The organism is Gilliamella bombicola, assembly GCF_900094945.1.
Lineage (GTDB): Bacteria > Pseudomonadota > Gammaproteobacteria > Enterobacterales > Orbaceae > Gilliamella > Gilliamella bombicola.
Map to the genome: position 1 here is coordinate 1 of NZ_FMAQ01000018.1, position 18,255 is coordinate 18,255.

The 18,255-nt window shown below is 39.1% G+C and carries 14 protein-coding genes; 4 read left to right on the forward strand and 10 right to left on the reverse strand.

Annotated elements, in window-relative coordinates; translation table 11 throughout:
• The 10 genes from GA0061081_RS10240 to parE all read right to left on the reverse strand — a co-directional run.
• Nucleotides 1–95, reverse strand: a 95-nt coding sequence (locus GA0061081_RS10240; RefSeq protein ID WP_001978617.1) for a GTP-binding protein, incomplete at its 3' end; no start/stop codon positions are given.
• Between the two features lie 68 nt (nucleotides 96–163).
• Complete coding sequence (fusA, locus tag GA0061081_RS10245) at nucleotides 164–2,266, reverse strand: elongation factor G (RefSeq protein ID WP_091350658.1); 2,103 nt, start codon at nucleotides 2,264–2,266, stop codon at nucleotides 164–166.
• A gap of 114 nt (nucleotides 2,267–2,380) precedes the next feature.
• Nucleotides 2,381–2,851 carry a 30S ribosomal protein S7 gene (gene rpsG / locus GA0061081_RS10250; protein ID WP_034915550.1) on the reverse strand — a complete coding sequence of 157 codons (471 nt, stop codon included), beginning with the start codon at nucleotides 2,849–2,851 and terminating at the stop codon, nucleotides 2,381–2,383.
• A 99-nt stretch (nucleotides 2,852–2,950) separates the two neighbouring features.
• Entirely contained in the window at nucleotides 2,951–3,325 is a 375-nt protein-coding gene (gene rpsL / locus GA0061081_RS10255; protein ID WP_034883792.1) for a 30S ribosomal protein S12, read from the reverse strand.
• Between the two features lie 296 nt (nucleotides 3,326–3,621).
• Complete coding sequence (locus GA0061081_RS10260) at nucleotides 3,622–4,932, reverse strand: NCS2 family permease (protein WP_091350660.1); 1,311 nt, start codon at nucleotides 4,930–4,932, stop codon at nucleotides 3,622–3,624.
• A 199-nt stretch (nucleotides 4,933–5,131) separates the two neighbouring features.
• Nucleotides 5,132–6,706: a TerC family protein gene (locus GA0061081_RS10270; RefSeq protein WP_091350664.1), complete on the reverse strand. Its 1,575-nt coding sequence runs from the start codon at nucleotides 6,704–6,706 to the stop codon at nucleotides 5,132–5,134.
• Between the two features lie 142 nt (nucleotides 6,707–6,848).
• A complete protein-coding gene (locus tag GA0061081_RS10275) occupies nucleotides 6,849–8,294 on the reverse strand; it encodes a TrkH family potassium uptake protein (RefSeq protein ID WP_091350719.1) in 1,446 nt (481 codons plus the stop codon).
• A 14-nt stretch (nucleotides 8,295–8,308) separates the two neighbouring features.
• The gene (djlA, locus tag GA0061081_RS10280; RefSeq protein ID WP_091350667.1) at nucleotides 8,309–9,154 is read right to left on the reverse strand and encodes a co-chaperone DjlA; all 846 of its coding nucleotides are present in this window, start codon (nucleotides 9,152–9,154) and stop codon (nucleotides 8,309–8,311) included.
• 1 nt (nucleotide 9,155) lies between these two features.
• Nucleotides 9,156–11,384, reverse strand: coding sequence for a DNA topoisomerase IV subunit A (gene parC / locus GA0061081_RS10285; protein WP_091350670.1), 2,229 nt, complete (start codon nucleotides 11,382–11,384; stop codon nucleotides 9,156–9,158).
• Nucleotides 11,385–11,411: 27 nt separating this feature from the next.
• The gene (gene parE, locus GA0061081_RS10290; protein ID WP_091350673.1) at nucleotides 11,412–13,301 is read right to left on the reverse strand and encodes a DNA topoisomerase IV subunit B; all 1,890 of its coding nucleotides are present in this window, start codon (nucleotides 13,299–13,301) and stop codon (nucleotides 11,412–11,414) included.
• 205 nt (nucleotides 13,302–13,506) lie between these two features.
• Here parE and GA0061081_RS10295 point away from each other — a divergent pair, with 205 nt between their 5' ends.
• The 4 genes from GA0061081_RS10295 (at nucleotide 13,507) to ubiA (ending at nucleotide 18,248) form a co-directional block, all read left to right on the forward strand.
• Complete coding sequence (locus GA0061081_RS10295) at nucleotides 13,507–15,954, forward strand: DMSO/selenate family reductase complex A subunit (protein ID WP_091350675.1); 2,448 nt, start codon at nucleotides 13,507–13,509, stop codon at nucleotides 15,952–15,954.
• Between the two features lie 30 nt (nucleotides 15,955–15,984).
• Entirely contained in the window at nucleotides 15,985–16,599 is a 615-nt protein-coding gene (locus GA0061081_RS10300; RefSeq protein WP_091350678.1) for a DMSO/selenate family reductase complex B subunit, read from the forward strand.
• A 127-nt stretch (nucleotides 16,600–16,726) separates the two neighbouring features.
• Nucleotides 16,727–17,308, forward strand: a complete 582-nt coding sequence (locus tag GA0061081_RS10305) for a TorD/DmsD family molecular chaperone (RefSeq protein WP_091350679.1) — start codon at nucleotides 16,727–16,729, stop codon at nucleotides 17,306–17,308.
• Nucleotides 17,309–17,420: 112 nt separating this feature from the next.
• A complete protein-coding gene (gene ubiA, locus GA0061081_RS10310) occupies nucleotides 17,421–18,248 on the forward strand; it encodes a 4-hydroxybenzoate octaprenyltransferase (RefSeq protein ID WP_091350681.1) in 828 nt (275 codons plus the stop codon).
• The last annotated feature ends 7 nt before the right edge of the window (nucleotides 18,249–18,255 follow it).

Sequence of the window (18,255 nt, forward strand, 5' to 3'; positions counted from 1 at the left end):
ATTGCCGCAGTTAAAGTTGTTTTACCATGGTCAACGTGGCCGATTGTACCAACGTTAACGTGGGGTTTTGTACGTTCAAATTTTTCTTTAGACATCTTAATGTTCCTTTATTAAATCACTTCCCTTAATTCATTAAGGGAAGCGTTACTTTATTTAGATAAAATTATTTTGCTTTACGAGCTTCAATAATTGCGGTTGCAATATTTGTTGGTGCTTCATTGTACTTCAAGAACTCCATTGAGTAAGAAGCACGACCTTGAGTTTGTGAACGAAGGTCTGTTGCATAACCAAACATTTCTGAAAGTGGAACTTGTGCTTTAACTGTTTTACCAGTTGCAGTATCTTCCATTCCTTCGATCATACCGCGACGACGGTTTAAGTCACCGATAACATCACCCATATAATCTTCAGGAGTTTCAACTTCTACTTTCATAATCGGTTCTAAAAGCACAGGTTTAGCTTTCATGAAGCCATCTTTAAATGCCATTGAACCGGCAATTTTAAATGCCATTTCTGATGAGTCAACGTCATGGTAAGAACCATCATAGATAGTGACTTCAACATCAACAATTGGGTAACCAGCAAGAACACCGTTTTTCATTTGTTCTTGACAGCCTTTATCAACTGCAGGGATGTATTCTTTAGGAACCACACCACCAACGATTTCATTGTTGAATTTGTAGCCTTCGCCACCTGCTTCCAATGGTTTGATTTTTAACCATACATGACCATATTGACCACGACCACCAGACTGACGAACAAATTTACCTTCTTGTTCTACTTCATTGCGAATTGTTTCACGGTAAGCAACTTGTGGTTTACCAACATTTGCTTCCACTTTAAATTCACGTTTCATACGGTCAACGATGATTTCTAAGTGAAGTTCACCCATACCAGAAATAATGGTTTGACCTGATTCTTCATCGGTGTGAACACGGAATGAAGGATCTTCTTGTGCTAGTCGACCTAAAGCAAGACCCATTTTTTCTTGGTCAGCTTTGGTTTTTGGTTCAACAGCAACCGAAATTACTGGCTCTGGGAATTCCATTCTTTCAAGAATGATTGGTGCACTTTCAGCACAAAGTGTATCACCTGTAGTTACATCTTTAAGACCGATTGCCGCAGCGATGTCACCAGCGCGAACTTCTTTAATTTCTTCACGTTTGTTAGCGTGCATCTGAACGATACGACCAAAACGTTCTTTTTTGTCTTTAACAGAGTTAAGAACAGTATCACCAGAGTTAACCACACCAGAGTAAACACGGAAGAATGTTAAGTTACCCACAAATGGGTCAGTTGCGATTTTGAACGCTAATGATGAGAATGGTTCGTCATCACTTGAGTGACGTTCAGCCGCTTCACCGTTTTGTAATTCGCCTTTGATTGCAGGTACATCAGTTGGTGCTGGTAAATATTCAATAACTGCATCAAGCATGAATTGAACACCTTTATTTTTAAAGGCACTACCACAAGTTACTAAGATGATTTCGTTAGCAAGTACGCGTTCACGTAATGCTGCTTTCACTTCTTCTTCAGTTAACTCTTCACCACCAAGGTATTTTTCCATTAACTCTTCACTTGCTTCAGCCGCAGTTTCAATTAAGAAAGAACGCCATTCTTCAACTTGGTCAACCATTCCCGCTGGTACATCTTCATAAGTGAATGTTACACCTTGATCAGCATCATTCCAGTTGATTGCTTTACGTTTAAGTAAATCAACAACACCAGTAAATCCTTCTTCTGCACCGATTGGTAAAACTAAAGGAACAGGTACTGCTGCTAAACGAGTTTTGATTTGATCAACAACACGTAAGAAGTTAGCACCCATACGGTCCATTTTGTTGACAAATGCAATACGTGGAACTTTATATTTGTTTGCTTGACGCCATACAGTTTCAGATTGAGGTTGAACACCACCAACTGCACAGTAAACCATTACCGCACCATCAAGAACACGCATAGAACGTTCAACTTCGATTGTAAAGTCAACGTGTCCCGGGGTGTCGATGATGTTGATACGGTGTGGTTCAAATTGTTGACCCATACCAGACCAGAATGCAGTTGTTGCAGCAGATGTGATAGTGATACCACGTTCTTGTTCTTGTTCCATCCAGTCCATGGTAGCTGCGCCATCATGAACTTCACCAATTTTGTGACTAACACCAGTATAAAACAAAATACGTTCAGTCGTTGTTGTTTTACCTGCGTCAATATGTGCACTGATACCGATATTACGATAGCGTGCTATAGGGGTTGTACGAGCCATATTAATCCTCTGTTTAGAATCGTTTGCTTAATAAAACATCATTTTGGTTGACTGATAGCAGATAAGGGCTATCAGTCCTAATTCAAGTCACTTATATAAGTATAAGTGCGAATATTACCAACGATAGTGTGCAAACGCTCTATTAGCTTCAGCCATACGATGAACATCTTCGCGTTTTTTCACAGCGGTACCTTTGTTTTCAAAAGCATCCATAAGTTCATTCGCTAGGCGTAAAGCCATTGATTTATCGCCACGTTTACGTGCAGCATCTACAATCCAACGCATTGCAAGTGCATTACGACGAACTGGACGCACTTCAACTGGAACTTGGTATGTAGAACCACCAACGCGACGAGACTTAACTTCTACAGTTGGTCTTACGTTATCTAATGCAACTTCGAAAGCTGCTAAGTGGTCTTTTCCACTACGCTCAGCTAATTTATCAAGAGCTGAATATACGATTGATTCTGCGATAGATTTTTTACCATCTATCATTAAAATATTTACAAATTTCGCCAGTAACTCTGAACCGAACTTCGGATCAGGAAGAATTTTTCTTTGACCGACAACATGACGACGTGGCATTGGAATACTCCGTTTATATGTTATAAATTTTCAGGTTTACCCAAAACTCAAATGAGTTAAATGGAATTATATAGTTTGGCCTTACTTAACGGAGTTCCATTAAGCTTTAGGTCGTTTAACACCGTATTTAGAACGGCTTTGTTTGCGATCTTTAACACCTGCGCAGTCTAATGCACCACGAACAGTGTGATAACGAACACCCGGTAAGTCTTTAACACGACCACCACGGATTAAAATTACGCTATGTTCTTGTAGGTTATGACCTTCACCACCGATATAAGAAGTCACTTCAAAACCGTTGGTTAAACGTACACGACATACTTTACGTAATGCTGAGTTTGGTTTTTTCGGTGTAGTTGTGTAAACACGAGTACAAACACCGCGTTTTTGCGGGCATGCTTCAAGGGCAGGAACGTTACTTTTTGCTTCCTTTAGTGCTCTTGGTTTGCGTACCAGCTGATTAATTGTTGCCATTAATAAGCTCCTGATTAATTAAAATAAATTTAAAATTGCTTTTTAGATACGTAATTAATAACTGTAGACCAAAACCTATTTTATATAAGTTTTGGGTCGCAAGATTCTAGACCCCAGAAGAGATAATGTCAAGTTTTTGCGATCATTAAGTGCTTGATCTTGAGTTTAATTATTACGGAATTATGACGATGTTTTTATGAGATAGGATAGGGTAATTTTAGGGGGAAAATGGGTATTTGTATTTATCATATTGATATATTTCCCCCTACCATGAGTAGCAGTAGGGGGAAATGTGATTAGTGATGATCAATAAAGATAAATTTTAAAGCAAAAAGTACGGCAAAAATAATCACACATAGGTTTAGTTGTTTAAATTTACCCGTAAAGGCTTTTAATATTACATAAGAGATAAAACCAAGGGCGACGCCTTCAGTAATAGCAAAAGCAAAAGGCATCATGATTGCAGTAATAAAGGCCGGTGTTGCTTCGGTTAAATCAGACCAGTTAACTTTAACTAAGCTTGAAACCATTAAAATCCCAACAAAAATAAGTGCGCCTGATGTTGCATAAGTAGGTACTAAATGCGCTAGTGGTGATAAAAATGTCACTATTAAAAATAATATACCGACAACAACCGCAGTTAACCCCGTACGTCCACCGACTGAAATACCTGCAGAACTTTCGATATAGGTTAACACTGATGATGTACCAAATAATCCACCTAAAGAAGAGCTAAAGCTATCAATTAATAGTGCTTGACGCATTTTGGGAAATCGACCTTTTTCGTCACTAATTCCAGCTTTATCGGTTAATGCTAAAATAGTACCTGATGAGTCGAATAGGCTGACAATCATTATTGAAAAAATAACGCCCATAATACCGATATTAAGTGAGCCAGCTAGATCAACATGACCAACAACACTGGTAACACTTGGTGGCATAGATACAATACCTTGGTAACTGATATTAGGATCGAGCCATAGTGCTAATAAAGTTACAACTAAAATCGAAATTAATACTGCTGCATGAAAGTTACGAGCCGCTAAAATAATAATAATGAAAAAACCAAGCGAACCCAATAACACTTTAAGCGATAAGATATTACCCATGGTTAGTAGTGTCGCAGGTGAGGCAACTACAATACCCATGTTTTGAAATCCCATAAAAGCAATAAATAGCCCGATACCGGCACTAATACCTACACGTAAGCATTGTGGAATGTGTTCAATTAACCAGTGACGAACTTTAAATAGTGATAATGCAAAAAAGACTAATGACCCCCAAAATATGGCTCCCATACCGACTTGCCAAGAGTAGCCCATTGCACCACAGACGCCATAAGCAAAGAAGACGTTCAGCCCCATTGCCGGTGCAAGTGCTATTGGTAAGTTAGCAAATAAGCCCATTAAAATCGTTGCCAACGCAGTAATCACACAAGTTAGTACAAATACCGCAGATTTATCCATGCCGGTTGCAGATAGAATAGATGGATTAACAAAGATGATATAGACCATTGTGAGGAAGGTGGTACATCCTGCAATAATTTCAGTACCAGCGGTTGTTTTTTTTTCTTTCAATTGAAAGAGTTTTTCGAATATTGAATGCATAAGTTAAAGCCTAATTTTGGTTAATAGAATGAATGAGTGTTACCTATTTTTTACCAAAAGAAAGGTAAAAATAAAAAATAGAAAAGATGAAGAACTAGGCTCTACATCTTCAAATAAACAGAAATTTTATTGCGCTATTATTGCTAGTTATTTATTTTGGTCAAGCGCTATTGTAATTAATATAGCGCTTAGGAATAAACTACGTTGAAGCGAACTCCTGCTTGTTTAGCACAATTTTTACTTTCAAAATTCTGTGGCTTTCTATTTCTGCCACTTCAAATAAATAATCGCCGATTTGTAAGGTTTCACCAACATTAAGTAAATGCTGAGCTTTTTCCATTAATAGCCCTGCTAGGGTGTGATACTCACGTTTATCATCAATGGGAATGGGTACAAAACGGATAAGTTCTTCAACCGGAATATAGCCATTAGCGATCCAGCTGTTATCATCTATACATTGAATATCGTGTTTGGCGTCAATTTCTTCTTCTTCGGTCGGGAAGTCACCGGCAATGGTTTCAATAATATCTGTCACCGAAACAACCCCTTGCATTGAGCCAAATTCGTCCACCACAAAAGCAAAATGAGTTTTGGCTTTTTTAAATTGATCTAATGCAACTAGTAACGATACGGTTTCAGGGAAGATCAGCGGTTGTTTGATAAGCGAGTGAATATCAATGGGCTCTTTATTTTGTAGTATATCTTTTAATAGATCATTAACTTGGATGATTCCTAGTGGCTCATCAATTGAAACATTATCGGTAACGACTAAACGTGAATGAGGATTTTCAAAAATCTCTTTAATAATAACCTCACGATCATCATTGATATTGACCATATCAACGTCAAGTCGAGATGTCATTATACTGCTGACTGAACGTTGGGCTAGGCCTAGTACACGTTCAACCATACTTAGTTCTTGATGATTAAACACTGATACTTTTTTATTTTCATCAGACATGACATCGACGGTGTTAGTATCAGGATCTTCTTCGGCATCACCTTTAAGTAAGTGTAAAATGGCTTCGGCGGTACGTTCGCGTAATGGCTTTTTATTTAAGGCTTTGCGACGATTAAAAATAGCCAGTTGATTGAAAAACTCAATCATAATTGAGAAGCCAATAGCCGCGTATAAATAGCCTTTTGGAATCATAAAATCAAACCCTTCGGCAACGAGGCTAAAACCGATCATCAATAAAAAACTTAAACAAAGAATGACAATGGTTGGATGATCATTGACAAAATTGGCCAGTGGTTTACTTGCAACCATCATAATGGCAATGGCAATACACACGGCAATAATCATCACAGGAATATGTTCAACCATTCCTACCGCAGTGATCACCGAATCAAGCGAAAACACGGCATCAAGTACAACTATTTGTGCTACAACAGTCCAAAAGTGAGAGGTTTTTTTGGGTTTACCGTCTTCTTGTGATGCACCTTCAAGACGTTCGTTGAGCTCCATGGTGGCTTTAAATAATAAAAATATTCCACCGATTAACATAATCAGTTGGCGTGCATTAAAGCTGATTCCAGATATCGTAAATAGTGGTGTGGTGAGTGTAACTAACCAACCTGTGAACATTAGTAGCAATATTCGCGTAATTAATGCGAAAGCAAGGCCAGTAATGCGCGCTTTGTCTCGTTGGTTGGGAGGAAGTTTCTCGGCAAGGATGGCAATAAAAACAATGTTATCAATACCAAGGACGATTTCAAGTACAACCAGAGTGGATAAACCAATCCAGATTGTAGGATCCATGATCCATTCCATATGTCAGGTGATTACCTCTAATAAATACAGCACATGCTGTGTTGTAATTCTGTCTGTAATTAACTAAATAATCAATAAAATATTTATAAAAATTGTGTATTTTGTCAAAAACTTTCAGTTAATTGTTTGTTTTAATATAAAATCAACTCCGCCAAAAAGTTGGCGTAAATAAAACCAGTAAGGTAAATATTTCTAATCGGCCAAATAACATATCGACAACCATGACCCATTTAACAACGTCACTTACGCTAGCAAAATTATCGCTTACATTGCCAAGCCCAACGCCTAAGTTATTGAGTGATGAAGCAACAATATAAAATGAATCAGTAGCATCAATGCCAGTTGCCATAATAATAAATAAGCTGACTAAAAAGACTAATGCATAGGCAGAAAAGAATCCCCAAACTGCTTCAATAATACGTTCTGAAACAACACGGTTATTTAATTTTAATGTATAAATCGCATTCGGATGAATAAGGCGTTTTAATTCACGCGATCCCTGCATAAACAGAAGCAAAACTCGCACCACTTTTAAACCGCCGCCAGTTGAACCAGCACAACCACCAATAAATGATGCGCATAGTAAAAAAATGGGTAATGATGATGGCCATGTATTGATATCATCTACGGTAAAACCAACAGTTGCGGAGATAGATACAACTTGTAGCACTATTTTATCTATGCTGAGTTTTCGTTCTGGTTGGTAAACATAAATGCCAAATGCACAAATTATAATTAAAATGGCTAAAATAAAAATAAAGGTTCTAAACTCTTGATCTCGCCAGAAAACCTTAATTGAAAATCCACTTAATGCAGCAAAATGTAGTGCAAAGTTACAACCTGATAAGACTAAAAAGAGGGTGATAATGTAGTTGATTGCGGGGCTATTAAAGTAAGCAAGATTATCATCGTGAGTTGAAAATCCACCCATTGAAATGGTTGAAAAGCTATGTGAAATCGCATCAAAAACATTCATACCTGCAAACCATAAGCAGATCGCACAAAGAGTAGTAAGAAAAATATAAATTGACCAGAGTGTTTTTGCCGTTTCGGCAATGCGTGGGCGCATTTTGCTGTCTTTTTGTGGACCGGGGATTTCAGCCCGATAAAGTTGCATACCCCCAACGCCTAATAATGGCAATATGGCAACAGCAAGTACGATAATACCCATACCACCAAGCCATTGCAGTAATTGACGATAAAACAGTAAAGCCTTAGGAAGGTGTTCTAATTTTACAATAGTTGTAGCACCTGTTGTGGTTAAGCTTGAAAATGATTCGAAAAATGCGGTAGTTAAATTTAAATTAATATGGGTATCAAAAATAAAAGGGAAAGCACCGATTGTACCTAAAACAACCCAAAATAGCACAACAATAAAGAAGCCTTCGCGAGTGGTTAGCTCATGGCGTTGATGGCGATTAGGAAGCCATAAAAGACACCCTAAAATTAGCGCAGCAAAAAACGAACGCACAAAAATTGCCCCCGCGCCGTCGCGATAAATTAATGCTACAAGTGCAGGTAATAGCATAAATGTCGATAGCAGGGCAATTAATAGTCCAACAATTCTAATGATTGAGCGCCAATGCATCATAGTATTAGTCTCTACTTAAATCCACGTGATGCTTTGATAAGATCATAGGCAGCTTGGATTTCTTGTGCTCGTTTTTTTGCGGCTTCCAGCATCTCTTTTGGTAGACCTTTTGATACTAGCTTATCTGGATGATGTTCGTTCATTAATTTTCGATAAGCTCTTTTGATTTCTGAGATCTCCGCAGACGAGTCAATACCCAAAATTTTGTAAGCATTTTGTAGATCAGCTTGTGTTGATCTGCCTTGATAACCACCATAATGATTGCTACGTTGATACTGATCTCGCTGATTTTGTTGGTTGTGATAACCATTCTGACGAAAATGGTAGCTACCCATCATCATTTGAATATATATTGCCATTTGTTGACGTGGAATATTAAATTCTTCAGCCACAACAAAAAGAATTTGTTGCTCTTTTTCATCTAAAATGCCATCAACTAATGCCGCTTGGATCAGTTGTTCACAAAAAATATTTAACACATTTCGTCGGTAACGATATTGTGCATATAGTTCCGCTAAACGAGATCGGAGTGGGTAATCACTTGCTTTGCCTCGATTAAATGAGTCTTGTGCTAGTTTTCGACTATTTCGATCCAGTTGTAATCTGTCCATGAATTGGCTAGCAAGATTAATATCGTCTTGAGTGACAACACCTTTTGCTTTACTTAAATGACCAAGGACTTCAAAAACAACTGTTAAGTAAAGTTCTGGGTTTGCTTTGGTTTTTTGTTCGGTCAATTTATTGCAAAATGCTTGGTAAAGCATTGGACCAATAAATAGTCCAAGTATAAACCCCCATCCTGTTTTTAATACACTGCTTAAAACAAAGCCTGTAATTATCGCCCAAATAAAAGACATATTATTCGTTCACCTCAATTTGATCTATCTTTTGCAAACCTCGTGGTAATGAAGTGCCTTTACGTGCTCGTTCTGCTTTAAATTTTTGTAAATCAGCAGGATGTAGCGTAAGTTTGCGTTTACCAACATATAAAGTTACCGCTGTTTCTGGGGTAATTAGCATCATATAAGAAAGGCTATCATCTGTACCAGCAAGCGACACAATTTTATTTCCTTTACCTTTGGCAAGTTCAGGTAAATCTTTGACAGGGAAGATGAGCATTCGACCAGCTTTAGTGATCGATAACAATAAGCTATCTTCTGATGGGATTTCAATTGGTGCTAGGATTTTTGCTTCTTTAGGTAAATTGATAATCGCCTTACCATTGCGGTTACGAGCAATTAAATCACTAAATTGACAAATAAAGCCATACCCTGCACTTGAAGCCAGCAAGAATTTTTGATTATCATTTTGTGACATCAAAACATGTTCAACCGTTGCGCCTGCCGGTAGTGCTAGTTTACCGGTTAATGGCTCTCCTTGGCTTCGGGCAGATGGTAGGGTATTAGGCTCTATAGCATAACTACGACCTGTTGAGTCGATAAAGATAACGGGCTGATTGCTTTTTCCTTTTGCGGCAGCTTTAAAGCTATCACCCGCTTTATAGCTTAAACCGGTAGCATCAATATCATGACCTTTAGCTGTTCTAACCCAGCCCATTTCAGACAAAATCACGGTAACAGGTTCTGATGGTGTTAACTCTTGTTCACTAATGGCTTTAGCTTCACTACGTTCAACGATCGGAGAACGACGCTCATCACCATATTTTTCAGCGTCTTCTTGTAGCTCTTTTTTTATTAAATTACTCAGTTTTTTCGGTGAAGATAATAATGCTTGCAAGTGATCGCGTTCTTTTGCAAGCTCACTTTGTTCACCTTTAATGCGCATTTCTTCAAGTTTGGCTAAATGACGTAGTTTTAACTCTAAAACTGCTTCGGCTTGAATATCGGTTAATGCAAAACGGCTGATTAACTCCTGCTTAGGTTCATCTTCATTACGTATAATATCGATAACTTCATCGATATTTAAAAATGCAATTAATAAACCATCAAGGATGTGAAGTCGTTTTAATATTTTATCTAATCGATAATTTAAGCGGCGCGTGACGGTGTTTTTGCGATATTCCAGCCACTCGGTTAGAATTTCGACTAATCCTTTTACTGATGGGCGATTATCTAGCCCGATCATATTCATATTGACGCGATAGCTTTTTTCGAGATCGGTTGTTGCAAATAAATGATTCATGACTTGCTCTAAATCGACTCGATTTGAACGCGGCACAATCACCAAACGAGTTGGATTTTCGTGATCCGACTCATCGCGTAAATCTTCAATTAAAGGCAGTTTTTTAGCGCGCATTTGTGAAGCGATTTGCTCTAAAATTTTAGCGCCTGAAACTTGATGAGGAAGGTCGGTTATGACAATGTCGCCGTCTTCTTTTTTCCATACGGCACGCATACGAATAGATCCACGACCTGTTTTGTAGATTTTTTCGATATCGTCACGAGGCGTAATAATTTCGGCCTCGGTAGGGAAGTCCGGCCCTTGTATGTGAGCCATTACTTCGCTTAATGTCGCGTTTGGGTTATCAGCAAGCATAATTGCCGCATTAGCTACTTCACGGATATTATGTGGAGGAATATCGGTTGCCATACCAACCGCAATCCCCGTTGTGCCATTTAGTAAAATATTTGGCAATCTGGCTGGTAGCATTTTAGGTTCTTGCAACGTACCATCAAAGTTTGGCGTATAATCAACCGTTCCTTGCCCTAACTCACCTAATAATAATTCAGCATATTTCGATAAGCGTGATTCGGTATAACGCATAGCAGCAAATGATTTAGGATCATCCGGCGCCCCCCAGTTACCTTGTCCATCAACTAATGGATAGCGATATGAAAACGGCTGAGCCATGAGTACCATAGCTTCGTAACAGGCGCTATCACCATGAGGATGATATTTACCAAGTACATCACCCACGGTACGTGCTGATTTTTTAAATTTTGCTTGTGCATTTAGTCCTAATTCTGACATGGCATAAACAATACGTCGTTGCACAGGTTTTAAACCATCACCAATAAATGGTAGCGCACGATCCATAATGACATACATTGAGTAGTTTAAATAGGCACTTTCAGTAAAGGTGCGTAGTGATTGGACTTCTACTCCATCATGAGTTATCTCACTCATTATTGTTCCTCTAAATCATTCTGTTGGTTAGACATCAAGTTCAACTTGATCGCCTTTTTCTTGTAGCCATTCGCGGCGATCTTCTGAGCGTTTTTTAGCAAGTAGCATATCCATCAGTGCCATCGTTTGTTCGGCATCATCAAGGGATAACTGCACTAAACGGCGAGTATTAGGATCCATTGTTGTTTCACGCAGTTGCAATGGATTCATTTCGCCTAGACCTTTAAAGCGTTGTACATTCGGTTTGCCTTTTTTACGTTTTAGCTGTTCTAAAATGCCTTCTTTTTCTTCTTCATCTAGGGCGTAATGCACCTCTTTACCTAAATCGATACGATAAAGCGGGGGCATTGCAACAAACACATGTCCATGCTCAACCATCGCACGAAAGTGACGAACAAATAACGCACAAAGTAAAGTGGCAATATGTAGTCCATCAGAATCGGCATCGGCTAAAATACAGATCTTCCCATAACGTAATTGGCTCAAATCATCACTATCCGGATCGATACCGATAGCAACCGAAATATCATGAATTTCTTGTGATCCAAGCACCTCGTCAGATGACACTTCCCAAGTATTTAAAATCTTACCTTTAAGCGGCATAATGGCTTGAAATTCACGGTCTCGAGCCTGTTTAGCTGAACCGCCAGCCGAGTCCCCTTCCACTAAAAAAAGCTCAGTACGGCTTAAATCTTGCGATGAGCAATCAGCCAGCTTACCCGGTAGTGCAGGACCACTAGTTAGCTTTTTACGGATGACTTTTTTTGAGGCTTTTAAGCGTTTTTGCGCGCTTGAAATCACCATTTCAGCCAGTAATTCGGCTAATTGAACATGTTGATTTAACCAAAGGCTAAATGCATCTTTCACAATTGCCGACACAAATGCCGCACTCTGGCGTGATGATAATCGCTCTTTGGTTTGGCCTGCAAATTGTGGCTCTTGCATTTTGACTGAAATAACATAAGCACAACGTTCCCAAATATCATCAGCCGTTAATTTTAAGCCACGCGGCAACAAATTACGAAACTCACAAAACTCACGCATGGCATCTAACAAGCCTTGACGTAAACCATTAACATGCGTACCACCTTGAATTGTTGGAATTAAGTTAACGTAACTTTCGGTTAATAGCTCGCCGCCTTCAGGCATCCAAAGTAACGCCCATTCAACCGCTTCGGTTTCGCCAATGTGGCTACCAGTAAATGGGATTTCGGGTAGTAGTGAATAACCACTTACCGACTCCATCAAATAGTCTTTTAATCCATCTTGATAGCACCAGCGTTGTTCGGTATTGTTGATTTTATCTTTAAAGCTAATTTCAAGACCGGGGCAAAGAACCGCTTTGGCTTTAAGTAGATGTGACAAGCGAGGCACTGAAAATCGAGGTGAATCAAAATATTTTTCGTCTGGCCAAAAATGCACTTTGGTACCCGTATTACGGCGCCCACATGTACCAGTGATGTGTAAATCTTCGACTTTGTTGCCATTTTCAAAGGCCATTTCGTACACTTGTCCATCACGGTGAACAGTGACTTCAACACGTTTTGATAATGCATTTACCACCGAAATACCCACACCATGCAAACCGCCAGAGAACTGGTAATTCTTGTTCGAAAACTTACCCCCAGCATGCAAACGACAAAGCAATAGCTCAATTGCAGGCACGCCTTCTTCTGGGTGAATATCAACAGGCATGCCGCGCCCATCGTCAATCACTTCAAGTGAGTTATCTTCATAAAGTGTCACCTTAATTTGACGAGCATGGCCGGCAATAGCTTCATCGACACTATTATCAATGACTTCTTGGCCCAAATGGTTTGGGCGAGTGGTATCGGTGTACATACCTGGACGGTGACGAACAGGATCAAGCCCTTTTAAAACTTCAATATCAACGGCATTATAAGTAGATTGCGACATAGTTTTTCTATCTATTCGAATAAATGACAGTTATTATACCAACCTTTGTACAATAAGACCAAGGTCAATGGCACCGGCGTTTAAGTTAAACTCATAAATCCAACTTATCGTATTGGTTAGAAAAGATAATTTACTTTTTAAGATTTTTTATCGTAATTTTAGTACGATGATAAGAAAATCCCGTATAAAAAAATAAGGGAATTAAATGAGCAAGTCAAAAGATAAAAATATAATAAATCAGGGTGATTTTTTACAAAAATCGTCAACTATTGGCGGTGTAGCAGCATTAACTAGCAATATGCAATTACCTTTTGCCTATGTAGAGCCGGATAGCGATGTTAATAACAAAAAACCTCTTAACCCTACGGATAAAGAACAAATTTATTATAGTGCTTGTTTAGTTAACTGCGGTAGCCGTTGTCCTTTAAAAGTTCATGTAAAAAACGATATTATCACTAAAATATCTTCAGAAGATGGCATTGATGACCCGATTTTTGGACAACATCAAATTCGCCCGTGTTTACGTGGCCGTTCCGTTCGTTGGCGCACTTACGATCCAGAACGCTTAAAATACCCAATGCTAAGAATAGGCAAACGTGGTGAAGGTAAATTTAAACGCATTTCGTGGAGTGAGGCGATTGATTTACTAGCTGAAAAGCTCAAACATACGATCGACAACTATGGTAACGAAGCGATTTATTATCAATATGGATCAGGTACGACTGGTGCTAACATTTCAGGTCGTAATGCGTGTCAGCGTTTTTTAAGTACGATTGGTGGTTTTTTAAATTATCATGGTGACTATTCAAGTGGGCAGATTTCGGCCATTCGGCCTTATATTTATGGTAATGCTAAGGAGTCATTACTTGATCAAATCAAGCACTCCGATTTAGTTGTTATGTTTGGACATAACATTGCTGAAACCCGAATGTCAGGTGGTGGACAAGTTACCGAGCTTTTTCATGCATTAGAACAAAGCAAAGCACGGGTGATTATTATTGACCCACGTCGAAGTGAAAGTGTGGTGGCTTATCATGCTGATTGGATTCCGATTATTCCTGGAACTGACGCGGCGCTTGTGGCGGCAATAGGATATGCGTTACTTGAACAAGATCGTATTGATGATGCCATGCTTAGCCAATATTGTGTTGGTTGGAATGCCGATACCCTACCAGACAGTGCCCCCCCTTTTAGCGATTATAAATCCTATATTTTAGGATTAGGTAATGACAGAACACCTAAAACACCTGAATGGGCGGCTAAAAAAACAGGCATTCCAGCCGAGCAGATCCGCAAACTGGCTATGGATATTGTGAATGCAAAAGCGGCTTGGATATCGCAAGGTTATGGTGTACAGCGTTGGCAAAATGGTGAACATACCGCTCGGGCAATTATGTTATTGCCAATTATCACTGGTCAATTTGGTAAACCGGGCACCAACATTGGCACATGGGGGGGGAGTATAACTTATCCTATTCCAAGTTTAAGTATCCCCAACCCTATAAAAACCAGTATTCCTTTCTTTTTGTGGACAAAAGCGATTGACGATCCGTTAAGCTTAACGGCAAAAAATGCCTATTTACGTGGCAAAGATAAATTAGATGTTGGCATCAAATTTATCTGGAATTACGCCGGTAATGTTATTGGAAACCAGCATTCTGATCTTAATCGTACTCATCAAATCCTACAGGATGAGTCTAAATGTGAATTTATTCTTGTTTGGGATACGCATATGACCGCATCGGCAAAATATGCGGACTTAGTTCTGCCCGATGTCTCATCGGTTGAAAGTAACGATTTGATTAATAACTCTTACTCATCGGGTGCTTATCACTATATCATCCGCATGCAACGGGCAATAAAACCACTTTGGGAAAACCGTCCAGCTTATGAGGTATTAACGCAATTATCTGAAAAAATGGGTATAAAAGACAAATTCACCGAAGGGCGAACGCAAGAAGATTGGATAGCCTATTGCTATGAAAAACTGCGTAAAAGCCAACCTCATTTACCACCTTTTGCCAATACTGATGGTATGGGCGTTATTGATCGTAAGCTGGCTGATAGCGATACGCAAATTGGGTTAAAAGCTTTTCGAGACGATCCAATTAAAAACCCACTAAACACCCCATCAGGAAAAATAGAAATCTATTCAGAAGCATTAGCCACTATCGCCAACGAATGGGAACTTGCTCCAGACGATGTCCTTTATCCTATTCCAGCCTACCTACCCGCAATTGAAGGCAGTGAAGATAAACCCAAACGCAAAAAATACCCGCTACAACTGATTGGCTTCCATACCAAAGGGCAATGCCATTCCAGTTACAGTAATTTACCACAACTGCGCGAAGCGGTTGCTAACAGTATTTGGATTAATCCATTTGATGCCGAGCAAAGACAAATAAAACATGGCCAGTTAGTTGAGGTTTACAACGATCGAGGTCGGCTCTGTATTCCAGCTAAAGTCACACCAAGGATATTACCGGGTGTGATTGCTATTCCGCAAGGAATGTGGGCAAAAACCAATGCGGCCGGGATTGATATTGGCGGTTGTATTAATCGCTTAACATCATTGCGCCCAACGGTGCTTGCAAAAGCCAATCCACAACATACTAATCTGGTTGAAGTCAAACCATTATTGACTATGTGTTGAGTATCATAAATTAAAGAACGGATAATAAAAATGCAATATGGATTTTATATTGATTCTTCAAAATGCACCGGTTGCAAAACCTGCCAAATCAGTTGTAAAGATGAAAAAGATAATGCATTAGGTGTTAATTTTCGCCGTGTTTATGAGTATGGCGGAGGTACTTGGCAGCAAGTTGATGGTATGTGGCAAAACGATACTTTTACCTACTATTTATCCATCTCATGTAATCATTGCCAAGAGCCTGCTTGTGTACAAGGTTGCCCAACGGGAGCAATGCATAAACGCTCACAAGATGGCTTAGTGGTTGTTAATCAAGATATTTGCATTGGTTGCCGACGTTGTGAAACCCATTGTCCTTATGGCGCACCGCAATTTGATCATCAAAAACAGGTTATGTCAAAATGTGATGGCTGTTATGAACGTGTTGAACAAGGACTCAAACCGGTTTGTGTCGACTCCTGTCCGCAAAGAGCGTTAGACTTTGATGAAATCGAAAAACTCCGCCAGCGACATGGTAATGAGCGGAACATTGCTCCACTACCAAACGAAAATCTAACTAAACCCAATATTGTTATCAAACCCCATCCTCAAGCGAAAGCCTCGGGCGATACACTGGGACAAATACTCAACCCCGAAGAGGTATAACATGTACAAATTACCACTGGTTTTTTTACCGTATTTGGGTGTTTATCTACTGGTATGATTAGGAAGGCTATTTTATTTAATGGCATCCCAAATCAATACTATCTATTTATAGTTAGGTAGCGATTTAATGAAAAATAATGAAGCAATACATCCGGATAAACTTACATCCACCATTTTGGCAAAACTATTTGGTGCCTTTTTTTATTATCCACCTGATCACCAAACGGTTAAACCGCTCATTGATATCTTATTTCAGCTTGAGCATATTGTTGATTGGCAAAATGCCGTGCTTATTGGTGAACAGTGCCAAATAATCGCTACTCAAATCAACAACCCAGAACTTAATTACCAATTTTCACTATTATTTAAAGGGCAGGGTGCTATGTCCGCTCCTCCTTGGGGATCGGTCTATTTAGATCAAGAGCAGCTATTAATGGGCGAATCACAAGAACGCTATCGCCAATTCTTACAACAACAAGGTTTAACACTTAATACCGGCATCAACGAACCCGAAGACCAATTTGGATTAATGCTAATGGCCTATGCCATATTGCAAGAAAAGAACAATCCCAAAGCTGCAAAACAGTTAATGGATGAACACTTATTGATTTGGTCTTCAGCCTATTTAAAAAAGTTAAAGCAAAATGAGATAAGCCCATTTTATCGAGCATTAGCTGTGATTGTGGAACAGTATTTACTCATGATCTAACTTTTTCCCTTATTGTGCTTTGTCTTACCACCTTTGCAGAGGATAGTGTACATTGCAGCTTTTAAGTAACAAGGTATAATCCACCTATTATTTCAAATAGCAAAAAACATTTATGTTAGCTTATATACAACTAATGCGGTTAGACAAACCCATCGGCACCTTACTACTACTTTGGCCAACGCTTTGGGCGATATGGTTGACCGGTGAGCCCTATACCTATATTACCCTCATTTTTATTTTAGGGGTATTTACCATGCGGGCAGCAGGATGCGTTGTCAACGATTATGCCGATCGTCATTTTGATGCACACGTCGAACGCACAAAAAACCGCCCACTCGCTCGGGGTGCATTGACCGAAAAAAATGCACTATGGACCTTATTTACTCTATTACTCATTGCGCTTTGCCTATTGCTCATCTTAAATAAACTATCATGGCTTATTGCAATCATAGCCTTATTAACAGCAATGATTTACCCCTTTATGAAGCGCTACACGCACTTACCGCAAGTCACATTAGGCATTGCCTTTAGCTGGGGTATTCCTATGGCATATGCCGCCATTATAGAGCAATTCCCCCTCACATGTTGGTTACTTTGCTTGGCTAATATTTGTTGGACAATTGCTTATGATACGGAATATGCGATGGTGGATCGTAACGACGATATCAAAATAGGCATAAAATCCACCGCCATTTTATTTGGGCAGTACGATAAGTTTATTATAGGGGTATTGCAGGCGTTTACCATGATTGGCCTATTGATGGTTGGCGTCATCAACCAATTGTCGTTGGTTTTTTATATTGCTTTATTGCTGGTTGCCATACTATTTATTTACCAACAATGGTTGATAAAAAAACGAGATCGGAAACGTTGTTTTCGAGCTTTTTTAAATAATAATTATGTTGGTTTTATTGTTTTTTTAGGTCTATTTTTTGTTTAAAAATTAA